This window comes from Micrococcus endophyticus (genome assembly GCF_014205115.1).
Classification (GTDB): Bacteria; Actinomycetota; Actinomycetes; order Actinomycetales; family Micrococcaceae; genus Micrococcus; species Micrococcus endophyticus.
The window spans coordinates 1,476,976-1,490,338 of sequence record NZ_JACHMW010000001.1 but is presented as its reverse complement, the minus strand read 5'-3'; the positions used below and the strand labels follow the sequence as shown (position 1 = coordinate 1,490,338).

Sequence of the window (13,363 nt, the reverse complement as noted above, 5' to 3'; positions counted from 1 at the left end):
TCGGGATCTCGGAACGGCCCGCCCGGCGGGGCGGCCTCGCGGCTCCGCGCCGGTTCGCCGACGGCGATGGGCGTCGATGTCCCACCTTATATGCTGGCCTCCGCGACCCCGGCCGCCCGCTGCGCGCCCGGCCGAGCCGCGAGATCCCTGCGAGAACCCCCTTCTGGAAGGTGCGTCCGCCATGCCGGCACTCTGGGCCGTGGCCCTCATCCTGCTCCTGAGCGGGACGGCCAAGCTCCGCTCGGGCGAGGACGTGGAGGCCACGTTCACGCGCCTGAAGGTGCCCCGTCCGCTCGCGGCCCCCGCCCTGGCCCGCGCGTTCCCGTGGCTCGAGCTGCTGCTCGCCGCGGCGCTCGTGCTCCCGTTCACCGTGCTGCGCCCCGTGGTGGGCCTGGCCGCCGTCGCCCTGTTCGCCGCGTTCCTCGTCCTCGTGGTCCGCGCGAAGGGCGACGGCGTCTCGTGCGGCTGCTTCGGCGAGGCCTCGGCCGCCCCGATCTCCCGGTGGACCGTGGTCCGCAACGTCGTCTTCCTGGTCCTCGCTGTCCTGGCGCTGGCCGAGGGGATCGTCTCGTTGGCGGTGCACGGCGCGGGCCTGGCCTGGCAGCCGCTCACCGCCTTCGGCTCGGGCGCGTGGGCGTGGGCGCTGCTCGTCGCCGTGCTGCTCGCCGTCTCCGCCTTCCTCGTGGGCCGCGAGTCCGTGCCGGCCGCGGACCCCGTGCTGGCCGCGGGCCCCGTGGCCGCCACGGGGGCGCACCCGGACGCCGTCGCCGGCACGCCCGGCGCGGTCCCCGCGCCGCCCGCCGGCCCCACTGCGGTCGAGACCGTCGCCGAGGACCCGGACGGGCCGGAGCGTCTGCCGTTCCCGGACGCCCTCGTGATCGAGGACGGCCGCTACACCGGCCTGCACGCCCTCGCCTCCCGGGGCGCCGTGGTGGCCCTGCGCCTCTCCACGGGCTGCGGCTCGTGCTCCCAGGTGATCGCACGCCTGGACGAGTTCCGCGCGTCGCTCGGCCCCGTGCGCCTCCGAGTGCTCATGCCGCAGCACGAGGCCGGGGCCGCGCCCTCGGCGTCGACCGGCGCCATCCCCGCGGACCTCGTGGCGGACGACCCGAACGGCGCCGCGGCCCGCGGGCTGGGCCTCACCTCCTACCCCATGGCCGTGCTGCTGGGCACCGACCTGCTCACCGCCGGCGGCCCCGTGGGCGGCGCCGACGACGTCCTGGCCTTCCTCGAGGAGATCCGGGACATCATGGCCGCCGAGGCGCCCGCCGCGCCCGTCCCATCCCCCGCATCCGACACCCCGACCCCGGAGGTCCGCGCGTGAGCGCATCGCACACCGTCCCCGTCCTCGCCTCGCTGCTGCCGCGCCTGCGCGCCGAACGCGCGCTCGAGGCGGCCGTCGCCTCCGCCTCCCGGCCGCTCGAGTCCCGGGGCGTCGAGCTGGAGATCGGCCTGCCCGACGGCGCCCGCGCGCCCCTGCTGACCGTCCTGGCCGAGGCGCTGGCCGAGGGCCACGGCGAGCGTGCCGCCGTCCTCGTGGTCACCGCGACCACCCGCGAGGCCGAGGACCTCGTGACCGACCTCGCCGCCTGGGCCCCCGCCGGTGCCGCCGCGCTGTTCCCGTCCTGGGAGACGCTGCCGCACGAGCGCCTGTCCCCGCGCTCGGACACCGTGGGCGCGCGGCTGGCCGTGCTGCGCCGCCTCGCCCACCCGGAGGAGCTCGGGGAGCCGCTGCGCGTCGTCGTCGCCCCCGTGCGTGCCGTGCTGCAGCCCCTGGTGGCCGGGCTCGGCGAGCTGAGCCCCGTGACCCTGCGGACGGGGGAGGAGCGGGACTTCGACGGCGTGGTGGCCGCACTCGCGGACGCCGCCTACTCACGTGTGGACATGGTCAGCCGACGCGGCGAGTTCGCCGTGCGCGGCGGGCTGATCGACGTCTTCCCGCCCACCGAGGACCACCCCGTGCGCATCGAGTTCTTCGGCGACGAGGTGGAGCAGATGCGCTGGTTCTCCGTGGCGGACCAGCGTTCCCTCGAGGACACCACGGAGGACGGCTCGGGCCACCCCACCGAGCTGTACGCGCCCCCGTGCCGCGAGCTGCTCATCACGGACCACGTGCGCCGGCGCGCGAAGGAGCTGATCCCGGCCATGCCCGCCGCCGCGGACATGCTGGACCGGATCGCCGAGGGCGTGGCCGTGGAGGGCATGGAGTCCCTCTCGCCGCTGCTGGCCGAGGCCATGACGTCGCTGCCCCGCATGCTGCCCACCGGCTCACTGACCGTCCTCGTGGAGCCCGAGCGGCTGCGCGGCCGCGCCGACGACCTGCTGGCCACCAACGAGGAGTTCCTCCAGGCCGCGTGGGCCGGCGCCGCGCAGGGCGCGGTCGCCCCGGTGGACGTGGCCGGGGCGGACCAGTCCGCCGCCGGCGGCTTCCTCACGGTGGCCGAACTCCGCGCGGCCGCCCTCGAGCAGGACCAGGGGTTCTGGTCCGTCACCGCGCTGGTCTCGGACGACGAGCTGCTGCCCGACGCCGCCACCCTGCGCGCCACCCTCGGCGTCCCGCAGACCTTCTCGGGCGACATCGAGGCCATGCTCGCCCACACCCGCGTCCGGCTCGCGGAGGGGTGGCATGCCGTGGTCCTCACCGACGGCCCCGGCTCCGCCCGCCGTCTCGCCGAGCTCACCACGGAGGCAGGCCTCACGGCCGCCGTGGTGGACGGGCCCCTGCCCGCGGACCTCGCCCCGGGGCGGGTCTCCATCGCGACGGCGCCCGTCGGCTCCGGCTTCACGATCCCGGACGCGCAGATCGCCCTGATCACGGAGCACGACCTCTTCGGCCGGCACCGCACCGCGGGCACGCGCGCCCCCGGGGCGCGGCTGGCCCGGAAGCGGCGCAACGCCGTCGACCCGCTGACCCTGCAGCCCGGTGACCACGTGGTGCACTCCCAGCACGGCATCGCCCGCTTCGTGGAGCTGCAGCGCCGCAAGGTCACCGGCGGCCCGCGCACCGCCCCCGGCGCCGAGGAGTCCTACCGCGAGTACCTCGTGCTCGAGTACGCCCCCTCCAAGCGGGGCGCGCCGGGGGACCGGCTGTTCGTGCCCACCGACCAGCTCGACCTGATCTCCACCTACGTGGGCGGGGAGACGCCGTCGCTGTCCAAGATGGGCGGCTCGGACTGGGCGCAGACCAAGTCCAAGGCCAAGCGCGCCACCCGCGAGATCGCCGGCGAGCTCATCCGCCTGTACTCGGCCCGCATGGCCTCGCGCGGCCACGCGTTCGCCCCGGACACCCCGTGGCAGGGCGAGCTGGAGGAGGCGTTCCCGTTCATCGAGACGCCGGACCAGCTGACCACCATCGAGGACGTCAAGAAGGACATGGAGGCGGCTGTCCCCATGGACCGGCTCGTCTCCGGAGACGTCGGTTTCGGCAAGACGGAGGTGGCCGTGCGCGCCGCGTTCAAGGCGGTGCAGGACGGCAAGCAAGTGGCCGTGCTCGTCCCGACGACGCTGCTCGCCCGCCAGCACCACCAGACGTTCTCCGACCGGTTCGCCGGCTTCCCCGTGAAGGTGGCCGCGCTCTCCCGGTTCCAGACCGCCAAGGAATCCAAGGAGGTCGTCGAGGGGCTCGCCCACGGTGAGATGGACGTGGTGATCGGCACCCACCGGCTGCTCTCCGACCAGGTGCAGTTCAAGGACCTGGGCCTGGTGATCGTGGACGAGGAGCAGCGCTTCGGCGTGGAGCACAAGGAGGCGCTGAAGAAGATGCGCACCAACGTGGACGTGCTCGCCATGTCCGCCACGCCCATCCCGCGCACCCTCGAGATGTCCCTCACCGGCATCCGCGAGACCTCCACCCTGGCCACCGCCCCCGAGGAGCGGCACCCCGTGCTGACCTCCGTGGGCCCCTACTCGGACCAGCAGGTCACCGCCGCCATCCGCCGCGAGCTGATGCGCGAGGGCCAGGTGTTCTACGTGCACAACCGCGTCACCACCATCGACAAGGTGGCCAAGCGCATCGCCGAGCTGGTGCCGGAGGCGAGGATCGCCGTCGCCCACGGCAAGATGGGCGAGGCCCGGCTCGAGCAGATCATGGTGGACTTCTGGGAGCGCCGCTTCGACGTGCTCGTCTCCACCACGATCATCGAGACCGGCCTGGACATCGCCAACGCCAACACCCTGATCGTGGAGGACGCCCACCGCTACGGCCTCTCGCAGCTGCACCAGCTGCGCGGCCGCGTGGGCCGCGGCCGCGAGCGGGCGTACGCGTACTTCCTGTACGACCCGCAGAAGCCCCTCGGCGAGGTCGCCCTCGAGCGCCTCAAGGCCGTGGCCACCCACAACGAGCTCGGCGCCGGCATGCAGCTGGCCATGAAGGACCTCGAGATCCGCGGCGCCGGCAACCTGCTCGGTGGCGAGCAGTCCGGGCACATCGCCGGCGTGGGCTTCGACCTCTACCTGCGGATGGTGGGCGAGGCCGTGGCCGACTTCAAGGGCGAGGAGGACACCGCGCCCGCCGAGGTGAAGGTGGAGCTGCCCGTCAACGCGCACCTGCCGCACGACTACGTGCCGGGGGAGCGGCTGCGCCTGGAGATGTACCGCAACCTCGCCCAGGCCGCGGACGACGCCGCCGTGGACGCCGTGGTGGAGGAGCTCAAGGACCGCTACGGCCCGCTGCCGGAACCGGTGGAGGCGCTCGTCGCCGTCGCCCGGTTCCGCAACCACGCCCGTGCCGCAGGGATCACCGAGGTCATGCTGCTGGGCCAGAACGTGAAGTTCGGCCCCGCCGCGGACCTGCCGGAGTCCCGTCAGATGCGCCTGACCCGCATGTACAAGGGGTCCCAGGTGAAGCCGGCGCTCAACGGCGTGCTCATCCCGCGCCCGAAGACCAAGCCGGTCATGGGCCAGGACCTCGTGGACGTGCCGCTGCTCGAATGGGCGCAGCAGGTGATCGACGCGATCTTCGCGCCAGAGGCCTGAGGCTCAGACAGCGGTCCCCCGGCGGGGGAGGCGGCACGGTCAGGGCCGGGGGAGGACGCCGCCGACGCGGACGACGACGCCGTGCTGCTCGAGCATCGCGAGGAACGCGCCGACGTCGGCCGCGACGTCCTCCGGGGCCAGGCCGAATGCCGCGGCCGTCTCGGCGGCCACGGCCTCCTCGGACAGGGGCGACGGCGGCGCGGCGGTCAGGTCGTCCTCCGGCGTGCGGCCGCCCACGAGGACGTCCCACACGGCGTGGCCCGTGGGGCTGAGCAGCAGCGGGACGCCGTGCGCCAGGTGCATGACGGCGGCGCCGCCGCCGTCGGTCAAAGCCCAGGCGACGCCGGGCGCGACCGCCCAGGCGGAGCCACGCTCCGACGTCGTCCCGGACGTCCGGGGGAGACGGTCAGCGGCCACGCCGCACCCCCCGGGTCCAGGCCCAGCGGGCGAGGGAGGCCATCCGGGTGCGCTGCTCCCGCCGGAGGTCCGCGCGGGTGGGCGCGTGACCCAGGCGCATCTGCAGGTGGGGGCGGTTCACGGGCAGCGTGTGCAGCACGAGGCGGGCGCGCTCCCGCGCGGAGCGGGCCGTGCGCCACCGGGTGCGGAACAGGTCCAGGCCGCTCTCGTCGTGCTGCAGCGCCTCGAACAGGGCGAGGTCGTGTGCGTCCATGCCGTCCGCCTCCTCGCCCGTGGCCACGTGCCAGGCCGCCGTGGCGTGCAGCCGGCGCGCCTCCTGCCGCAGCGCGTCCCACTCGGCCGGGCTGGACGTGTCTCTGATGTGGCGGACGTCGAGGGTGCCCCGGTGCGAGTCCCGCGCGGCGTGGACGATCACCACGAGCCGCTGGTGCACCGGGCCGGGCACGGGGACCGGTCGGCCGGCGATCACATGGATGGCGCGCTCCGCCCACAGGGCGTCGAAGGTGCGGGCCGCGTCCGTGCCGAGACCGGGGAACAGGCGGTGCACGTCCACGTAGCCCAGGTGGTCGTGCCACAGGGTGGCGGCGTGCTCGAAGATCGAGCCCTCGGAGAAGCCGGCCACGGGGGCCCAGCCGTGCGAGGCCAGGAGCTCGACCGCGGCGGCGGCGTCCGAGGGGTGGACGAGGAGGTCCACGTCGGAGCTGCTGCGTCGGCCGCGGTAGACGCCGGGCTCTGCGGCGTAGCCCTTCACGTGGAGGCCGCGGAGCTCCGCCTCCTCCATCACGTAGGCGATCCGGGCGTGGCCCAGTCGGACCCGGGCGGCGAGGTCCAGGGACGGCGGGGCGGCCGGTCGCGGTCCCGTCGCTCGTTCGCCCATGGCCGCGAGCTTAGTCGACCGAAAGGAGGGCCCCTCCTCCACACGGGCGCACAGGGAGGCTGGCGACGAGCTGGGCGATCCGTCTACACTGTCTTTGAGACCTCCACAGCCGATTCTCATGAAGGGTGTCGCGGGGGCTCTTGTCCGCTCGCGTGACCCCGGACCCCGTTCGGGCGCGAAAGCCACACCTCAACGCGAAACGAGTGAAGCCCATGCAGAAGAACACCTCCACCCTTTCCCGCCGCAAGGTCACCGCCGGTCTGGCCTGGTCGGTGCCCGCCGTTGCCGCCGTCTCGGCGGCCCCGGCCTTTGCCGCGTCCCCGATCTGCCCTAACGTCGGCGAGGTCGGCGAGGTCGTGAAGTTCCCGGGCAACAACCCGAACGACATCAAGCACGCTTACGGCTTCTGGGTCACGGTCAAGAACGACACGCAGGAGACCGTGACTCTGACCCCGTCGACCGTGACGGTCACCTTCGACAAGAAAACCCGGAAGCCCTTCACCGGCACCTCTTCGCTGTACAACGACTACCCGACGAAGAAAGGTGTCGTCCCGCTGACGGAAGACCAGCTCACGCTTGCGCCCGGTGAGGAACTGACGATCTTCTACGTCATCAACAACACGGGCAACTCGGCGGACGACTCCGGCTGCATTGAGGGCACGATCGGTGTGGAGCTGGTTGGGGCTCCGCAGACGTCGGGCCAGATGTGCGACTCGGTGCCGGTCCCGAAGGTCTGCTTCGAGGGGACCCCTCCGGCCGAGTGAGGCCGACTGTTCTGTGAGTTCACGAAGGGCCCCGCCTCATCGAGGCGGGGCCCTTCGTCGTGCATGCCGTGCCGAGGAACCCGCAGTGCTGCGATTCGGGTGACTTATCGGAGGTCGGAGGGCCTATGACCTCCGACAAGTCGCCCGAATCGCGAAGGGGAGGGCGTGAGAGGGGCCCTGCCATACGGAGTTGGCAGGGCTCTCCGCCTGCGACGACGGGGCGCGCCGGGTCAGCGTCCGGCGCCGGCCTCCGGTGTGGTCTCGCCGGCCGACCGGGACTCCGCGTCGCGCGGGGCCTGGTAGTAGGCGTGGTAGTCGTCGCCCTTCGAGGCGTAGCCGCCGCCGTAGTAGTCCGAGCCGACGCCCGAGGCGGGGGTGCCGTTGAGCACCACGCCGAGCACGCGGGCGTTCACGCCGGCCAGCATGTCCCGCGCCACCTCCACGTGCTCCTTGCGCGCCTTGCCGTGGCGCACCACCAGGACGGTGCCGTCCACGGCGGTCGACAGGAGGGTCGAGTCCGTCACCGGCAGCACCGGCGGCGCGTCCACGAGCACCATGTGGGTCTCGGCGAGGGCGGTGAGGAGGTCCCGCATGCGGGCGGAGCCGAGCTGCTCCGAGGGGTTCGGGGGAGTGCGGCCGGCCGGCAGCAGGAGCAGTCCGTGATCGCCCACCGGGACGAGGACGTCCTGCAGGGCCACGTCGCCGTTGAGCACCTCGGACAGGCCCACGCGGCCGTCCACCCCGAACTGCAGGGCCTGGCGAGGCCGACGCAGGTCCGCGTCGATGAGGATGACGGGCTGGCCGGACGCGGCCACCGCGACGGCCAGGCTGCCGATCACGGTGGACTTGCCCTCGCCCGGGTTGGCGCTGGTGAAGGCGATGGTGCGCGGCGGATCGTCCACCGCTGCAAAGCGCAGGTTGGTGCGCAGCTGGCGGACGGCCTCGGCGGCGCGGGGGGAGGGCTCGCCCCGGGGGGCGTCCCGCTCGGCCTTCAGGGTGGCGTCCTGGGGGATGGCGCCGAGCAGACCGGCGCCGCTCGCCACCTGGGCGTCCGTGGTGGTGCGGACGTTGACGTCGAGGATCCGCCGCAGGAAGGCGATGACCAGCCCGAGCAGCAGGCCGGCGCCCAGCCCGTAGAGCATGTTGCGCACGTAGTCGGGGCTGGTCGGGCTGGTCGGCGCGAGCGCGTCCTCCATGGCGGTGACCTGCACGTTGGAGGTCGGGTCCAGGCCGTTGGCCGTCTCGGCGGTGGCCACGAGCGCGGAGTTGGCCAGGGCGGCGGCCTGCTCCGGGTCCTCCGACTCGGCGGAGACGGTGATGAGGTTCGAGCCCGGCACGACGGCGGCACGGAGGTGCGCGCCCGCGGTGTCCAGCCCGCCCTCGGCGATCTTCTCCCGCACCGTGCGGCTGTTGATCAGCGGGATGTAGGACTGGGCCCGGGTCTGTGCGGTCTCCGTGCCCGAGATGGTGGCCTCGCCCTGCACCGTGACGAACCCGGTGGAGGTGGCCGTGTAGAGCGTGGGCTGCAGCAGGGAGTAGACCACGCCGGCCACCAGGCCCAGGGCGGCGCACCCCAGGATCACCAGGCGGTTCGCGCGCAGCACGCGGAGGAAGTCGATGATGTTCATGGTGTCCCGGGCTCGAAGGGATGCGGCTCAGCTCACTCTAACAAGCAGGACAGCCCGTTCCGCGGTACTCGTCTAGGCTGGTCGGGGGCGGCCCACAGCCGCCGTCGAGGCGCAGAGGAGCGGGCATGGCCGTGCGGCACCAGAAACGCGGACCGGTGGACACCGACCCCCGCTACCGCGCCCTCCTCGAGACCCGCGCCGTGCAGGAGCGCCAGGCCGCCCGCGGCACCGCCGCCTGGTCGAGGGACGACGCGACCGGCCTGCCCCGGGAGCCGCTGCGCATCCCCGAGCTGATCCTCGGCGCGCTCCTGGCCATGGAGGCCTTCGGCGTCCGGCTGGGACCCCTCGGCGTCCCGCTCAGCGAGGCCGCCATGCTGCTCCTGCTGTTCCTCGCCCTGTGTCGGCGCTCCCGGCGGGACACCTCCGCCCTGGGGCTCAGCGCCGTGCTGGCGGGCGCGGTGATGGTGTTCCTGGCCGTCGTCTCCGTGAACCAGGGGATCCCCGACATGGAGTGGCTGCGCCGCTGGGTGCGCATCGCCGCGCTGGTCGGCCTCGTCGGGTGCATCGCCGGCGGCCGCCTCGACCTGCGGTCCGTCCTCACCGGACTGCTCGCCGCGATGGCGGCCAACGTGCCGCTCTTCTACGCCGGCGTGGTGCCGGCCCCCTACGGCAGCTTCCTCACAGGCTTCCTCGCGGACAAGAACGTGGCCGGCCTCTACTACGCGGCCATGCCCGTCCTGGCGCTCGCCGTGGTGCGCTCGCGCCGGTGGAAGCTCGCGATCCTGCTCGCCGCGGCCGTCTGCCTGTTCCTCACCGGCTCCCGCACCTCCATGGCCGGGTTCGGCGTCGCCCTGGTGTGGCTCGCCGTCACCCCCCGCCTGGCCGCCGGGCTCCGGGTCGTGCTCCTCGTCGTCCTGGGCTGGGCGGTGGGCTTCGCCGAGGAGAACCTCTCCCGGCTCGCGGTGTTCGGCGATCGCACCGGCACCGATTGGCTGCGCGGCACCATCCAGGCGGCGACCGAGGCGAAGGCGGCGACCACCCCGTGGCATGGCCGGGGGCTCACGGAGGCCTATGTGACCATCGGCCAGGACACCTGGCACTACCACGACTCCTACGCGGGCCTCTTCACCGAGGGCGGCGTCGTGCTGCTGCTCGCGGTCCTCGGCGCGTACGCGTTCTTCGGCCTGCGCGTGTTCAGCACCCGGCTGCGCACCCCCTCGCGCGTGGCCGTGGAGGCGGCGGCCGCCGTCGTGTTCGTCACGGCCACCCAGCTGGGCGAGGTGTTCATCACCATCCCCGGCATGCTCATCGTGGCCGCGGGCGTGAGCCTGTGGCTGCGCGAGCGCGACGCCCCCCTGGAGAGCGAGGTGCGGGAGCGGCGCCGTCGTCAGGTCCTCGCCGCCGCCCGCCGCGGGGCGACGCCCGAGTCCTCGGTGGACCCGGCCGCCCCCGGCCTCGGGTGAGCCCGCACTGACCGCCTGGCCTCAGGCTCGGGTCGGCTCGTCGTCCTCCACGAGGTCCCCGTCCAGCGCCCGGGCGATCTCCCACGCCAGCAGCTCGACGATCGGCCGCGCCGTCTCGACCATCTGCGCGTAGCCCTCCGCCGGGCCGCGGAAGGGATCGGGCAGGTCCGCGTCCGGCTCCTCGCCGCGGCCGATCAGCCGCACCCGCAGGTCCGCCATCGCGTCCACCAGCGCCGCCAGGCCTGCGCCCGGCGGCACGGCCGCCGCGATCTCCTCGCCGTGCTCGCCCAGCAGCGTGCCGATGCCGCGCACCGTGAAGGTGCGACGCACGGCCCCGGGGTCCTCGCGCAGCACCTCCTCCAGGTGGTCGTCGGCCGCGGTGATCACGAGGTCCTGGCCCCGCAGCGACGCGGCGGTCAGCTGCTGAGGACGATGCTCGGTGAGGGCGGCGCGCACCCGCCGGCTCGGCGACAGCTCGCGCAGCGGCTCCGGGACGGCGAGCGCCTGGTTGGGGCCCGTGCCCGCGCTGGTCACCACGGCCGTGCCCCGCTCGCCCAGCAGCCCGGTGAGCTGGGCCTGCAGGGTGTGCTGGACGTAGGCGGATCGGCAGATGTTGCCCGTGCAGACCGCCAGCACGCGGACCGTGGGCAGGGGTGCGGGGGCCGGTGCCGGGACATCGGCGGCCTCGGCACTCTCCGCGGGCCGGGCCGTCTTCGGGTCGGCTGCCGGCTCGGCCGCCGTACCCACCGGCTCGGCCGCCATGTCCGCGGGCTTCGCCGCCGCCGCGCCGTCGGGCCGCGGCGCCGTCGTCGTGCCCTCACCCGGCGCGGTCCGCCCGCCGAAGCCCTGCGGGCGGCGCGGCTGCGCGGGGCGGCCGCCGAAGGCCGGGCCGAGCCGGAACTCGGCGAGGCGGTCCTCCGGGTCGGCGTCGGCGCGGCGCGGCGGGGCGCTGGGCACGGACGCGCCCGGCTCGAGGAACGGGTTGCGGATGGGCGCGCGGCGGTCCTGGCTCATGGTCGGTTCCTTTCCTGGGCGGGCTCGACGCGCGGCAGCGCGGAGGTGGGCGGGTGCGGGGGCTCTTCACCCCGGAGGCGGTGCAGCGGGAACCACCGGCGGCGCGCGCCGGTGAGCGGCTTGGACAGCGGGGTGGCGAGCAGGGCCAGACCCACGAGCCAGCTGATGCCGAGGGCGAGGACGAACTTGAGCAGGTTGTCCTCCACGCCCTGGCGCATCACCCACATCAGCACCCAGCCGTGCAGCAGCACCACCACGGTGCCGGTGCGCACGAGGGCGGTGATCACGCGGCGCAGGGCCTGGCCGGAGCCGGTGCGTCGGGCGAATTCGCGCAGGATCCGCTCCACCGCCGCGCCGAACACCAGCACCATGCCGGCGGACATCAGGACGCCCACCAGCGGAGTGAGCAGCGGGGTGCCGAAGCCGCCGAACTTGATGTTGTGGGGCTCCAGGCCCAGGGCCACGGCAGCCAGGCCGAGGCCCACGAGCGCGAGGCCGAGGAGGGTGCGGTGCCGGCGGATGCGCGGCTGCACGCGGCGGCGGAACGCCTCGCCGCTGAGGATGAACAGCAGGCAGGGCAGGGCCAGGCCGATGCCCAGCGGGGTGCGGGCGATCGCGGACTCCGGGACCAGGTGCGCCCACGCCAGGCCCGCCAGGCCCACGCCCCAGGCGACGGCGGTGGGGAAGCGCTCGAGGAACCGGCGCAGCACCGTGGCGAAGAACAGCACCGAGATGAACCAGAACGCCCACCACGGCGGCTCCTGGTCCGCGCCTCCGTACCAGCCGGAGGCCATCAGCCGCTGCAGCAGTTCCGGATCATCCCCGAACCACGCCAGCGCGGCGGCGGACATGACCACCGCCCACACCAGATAGGGCACCATGAGGGCCTTGAACCGACCCCGAGCGTCCCGGGCGAAGGGCCGGCCGCGGGTCCAGAAGTAGCCGGTGAGGAAGAAGAACAGCGGCATCCGCCAGATCTCGAGGTACCGGCTGAACGTGAGGTCCGCGAGGTAGGCGTGGCCCAGCACCACGGCCGCGATCGAGACGAGCCGAAGGGCGTCCACCCCGGTGTTGCGGGTGGACGCCCTTCGGCGTGTGGAGGTCGTGCGGCCGGTGTCAGCGATGCTGGACTCCTGCTGCGGGCGGCGCAGGCTCAGTGACGGCGGGCTGCGCCGGTCTCGACGGCGTGGGCGCCGGAGACCGGGTGCTCCACGGCCACGGGGCGGGTGTGGATGGCGGCGGTGTCCACGGTGTCGCTGCGGCCGAGGAACACCTGGGGGATCATGAAGGTGACCATGGCCAGCGCCAGGGCGATCAGGCCCGGCACCCACGCGTTCTCCAGGGTCCAGAAGCCCATCGCGTAGAGGGAGCCGAGGAACGCCACGTAGGCGACCAGGAAGGCGATCAGGGAGCCCCAGACGCCGCCCACGTTGGAGTGGTCGATGGCCTTGCCGTTGCGGATCACGTGATGCTCCTTCGGTGCGGTTCCGGCCCGGTCGGACGCCGGGGCCGACGGATGCGGGTCAGTCGGTGCCCAGGATAGCAAGCGCGGAGCTCGCCCCGATGCGTGTGGCGCCCGCCTCGATCATGGCGAGCGCGTCCTCGCGGGTGCGCACGCCGCCCGAGGCCTTCACGCCCACGTGCTCGCCCACCGTGCGGCGCATCAGCGCGACGTGCTCGACGGTGGCGCCGGCGGTGGAGAAGCCGGTGGAGGTCTTCACGAAATCCGCGCCGGCCTCGACGGCGGCCTCGCACGCCAGGACGATCGCGTCGTCGTCCAGGAGGGCGGTCTCGACGATCACCTTGAGCAGCGCTCCGCCCTGGCCGGCGGGCCCGGCGGCGTGCGCGGCCTCGGCCACGGCGCGGACGTCCTCCACGAGGCGGGCGCGGTCCCCGGCCCGGGCGGCCGCGACGTCGATCACCATGTCCACCTCGTGCGCGCCGGCCTCGATGGCCTGGCGGGCCTCGAAGGCCTTCACCTCGGAGGCGTTGGCGCCCAGGGGGAAGCCGATCACGGTGCAGGTCAGCACGTCCGAGCCGGCCAGCTCGGCGGAGACGAGCGGCACCCACCGCGGGTTCACGCACACGCTCTTCACCCCGGCCTGGCGGGCCTCGGCCACGAGACGGCGCACGTCCGCCTCCGAGGTCTCGGCCTTGAGGGCGGTCGCGTCGATGTACTGGGCCAGCTCGGCCGTGCTGAGAGTGCGGGTCATGCTCGCCAGCCTA

At 74.0% G+C, this 13,363-nt stretch carries 11 protein-coding genes; 4 read left to right on the top strand and 7 right to left on the bottom strand.

The genetic code is table 11. The features are described 5' to 3' along the window. The first annotated feature begins 181 nt into the window (after positions 1–181). Together HDA33_RS06795 and mfd are read left to right on the top strand one after the other, a co-directional pair. Positions 182–1,324, top strand: coding sequence for a MauE/DoxX family redox-associated membrane protein (locus HDA33_RS06795; RefSeq protein ID WP_184172039.1), 1,143 nt, complete (start codon positions 182–184; stop codon positions 1,322–1,324). After that, positions 1,321–4,974, top strand: coding sequence for a transcription-repair coupling factor (mfd, locus tag HDA33_RS06790; protein WP_184172037.1), 3,654 nt, complete (start codon positions 1,321–1,323; stop codon positions 4,972–4,974). The genes HDA33_RS06795 and mfd overlap by 4 nt, the downstream gene beginning before the upstream one ends. A 39-nt stretch (positions 4,975–5,013) precedes the next feature. Here the strand turns inward: mfd and HDA33_RS06785 are convergent, their stop codons facing one another. After that, positions 5,014–5,304 carry a PqqD family protein gene (locus HDA33_RS06785; RefSeq protein WP_221432968.1) on the bottom strand — a complete coding sequence of 97 codons (291 nt, stop codon included), beginning with the start codon at positions 5,302–5,304 and terminating at the stop codon, positions 5,014–5,016. Between the two features lie 76 nt (positions 5,305–5,380). Further along, positions 5,381–6,268, bottom strand: coding sequence for a nucleotidyltransferase family protein (locus HDA33_RS06780; RefSeq protein WP_184172033.1), 888 nt, complete (start codon positions 6,266–6,268; stop codon positions 5,381–5,383). A gap of 212 nt (positions 6,269–6,480) precedes the next feature. Here HDA33_RS06780 and HDA33_RS06775 point away from each other — a divergent pair, with 212 nt between their 5' ends. After that, entirely contained in the window at positions 6,481–7,032 is a 552-nt protein-coding gene (locus tag HDA33_RS06775; protein ID WP_184172031.1) for a hypothetical protein, read from the top strand. A 230-nt stretch (positions 7,033–7,262) separates the two neighbouring features. Here the strand turns inward: HDA33_RS06775 and HDA33_RS06770 are convergent, their stop codons facing one another. Then, the gene (locus tag HDA33_RS06770; RefSeq protein WP_184172029.1) at positions 7,263–8,660 is read right to left on the bottom strand and encodes a tyrosine-protein kinase domain-containing protein; all 1,398 of its coding nucleotides are present in this window, start codon (positions 8,658–8,660) and stop codon (positions 7,263–7,265) included. A 125-nt stretch (positions 8,661–8,785) separates the two neighbouring features. Here HDA33_RS06770 and HDA33_RS06765 point away from each other — a divergent pair, with 125 nt between their 5' ends. Next, positions 8,786–10,123: an O-antigen ligase family protein gene (locus HDA33_RS06765; RefSeq protein ID WP_184172027.1), complete on the top strand. Its 1,338-nt coding sequence runs from the start codon at positions 8,786–8,788 to the stop codon at positions 10,121–10,123. A 21-nt stretch (positions 10,124–10,144) separates the two neighbouring features. Here HDA33_RS06765 and HDA33_RS06760 read toward each other — a convergent pair whose 3' ends face one another. The 4 genes from HDA33_RS06760 to deoC all read right to left on the bottom strand — a co-directional run bounded on the left by HDA33_RS06760 (position 10,145) and on the right by deoC (position 13,350). Beyond that, complete coding sequence (locus HDA33_RS06760; RefSeq protein WP_184172025.1) at positions 10,145–11,137, bottom strand: arsenate-mycothiol transferase ArsC; 993 nt, start codon at positions 11,135–11,137, stop codon at positions 10,145–10,147. After that, complete coding sequence (locus HDA33_RS06755; RefSeq protein WP_184172023.1) at positions 11,134–12,201, bottom strand: acyltransferase family protein; 1,068 nt, start codon at positions 12,199–12,201, stop codon at positions 11,134–11,136. The genes HDA33_RS06760 and HDA33_RS06755 overlap by 4 nt, the downstream gene beginning before the upstream one ends. An 89-nt stretch (positions 12,202–12,290) precedes the next feature. After that, entirely contained in the window at positions 12,291–12,602 is a 312-nt protein-coding gene (locus tag HDA33_RS06750) for a hypothetical protein (RefSeq protein WP_158495039.1), read from the bottom strand. A 58-nt stretch (positions 12,603–12,660) separates the two neighbouring features. Beyond that, entirely contained in the window at positions 12,661–13,350 is a 690-nt protein-coding gene (gene deoC, locus HDA33_RS06745) for a deoxyribose-phosphate aldolase (protein ID WP_017489085.1), read from the bottom strand. Positions 13,351–13,363 lie beyond the last annotated feature (13 nt).

Coding starts and splice junctions, on each gene's coding strand:
- HDA33_RS06795 (WP_184172039.1), top strand. CDS start 182: ATGCCGGCACTCTGGGCCGTGGCCCTCATCCTGCTCCTGAGCGGGACG.
- HDA33_RS06760 (WP_184172025.1), bottom strand. CDS start 11,137: ATGAGCCAGGACCGCCGCGCGCCCATCCGCAACCCGTTCCTCGAGCCG.
- HDA33_RS06775 (WP_184172031.1), top strand. CDS start 6,481: ATGCAGAAGAACACCTCCACCCTTTCCCGCCGCAAGGTCACCGCCGGT.
- HDA33_RS06780 (WP_184172033.1), bottom strand. CDS start 6,268: ATGGGCGAACGAGCGACGGGACCGCGACCGGCCGCCCCGCCGTCCCTG.
- deoC (WP_017489085.1), bottom strand. CDS start 13,350: ATGACCCGCACTCTCAGCACGGCCGAGCTGGCCCAGTACATCGACGCG.
- HDA33_RS06765 (WP_184172027.1), top strand. CDS start 8,786: ATGGCCGTGCGGCACCAGAAACGCGGACCGGTGGACACCGACCCCCGC.
- HDA33_RS06770 (WP_184172029.1), bottom strand. CDS start 8,660: ATGAACATCATCGACTTCCTCCGCGTGCTGCGCGCGAACCGCCTGGTG.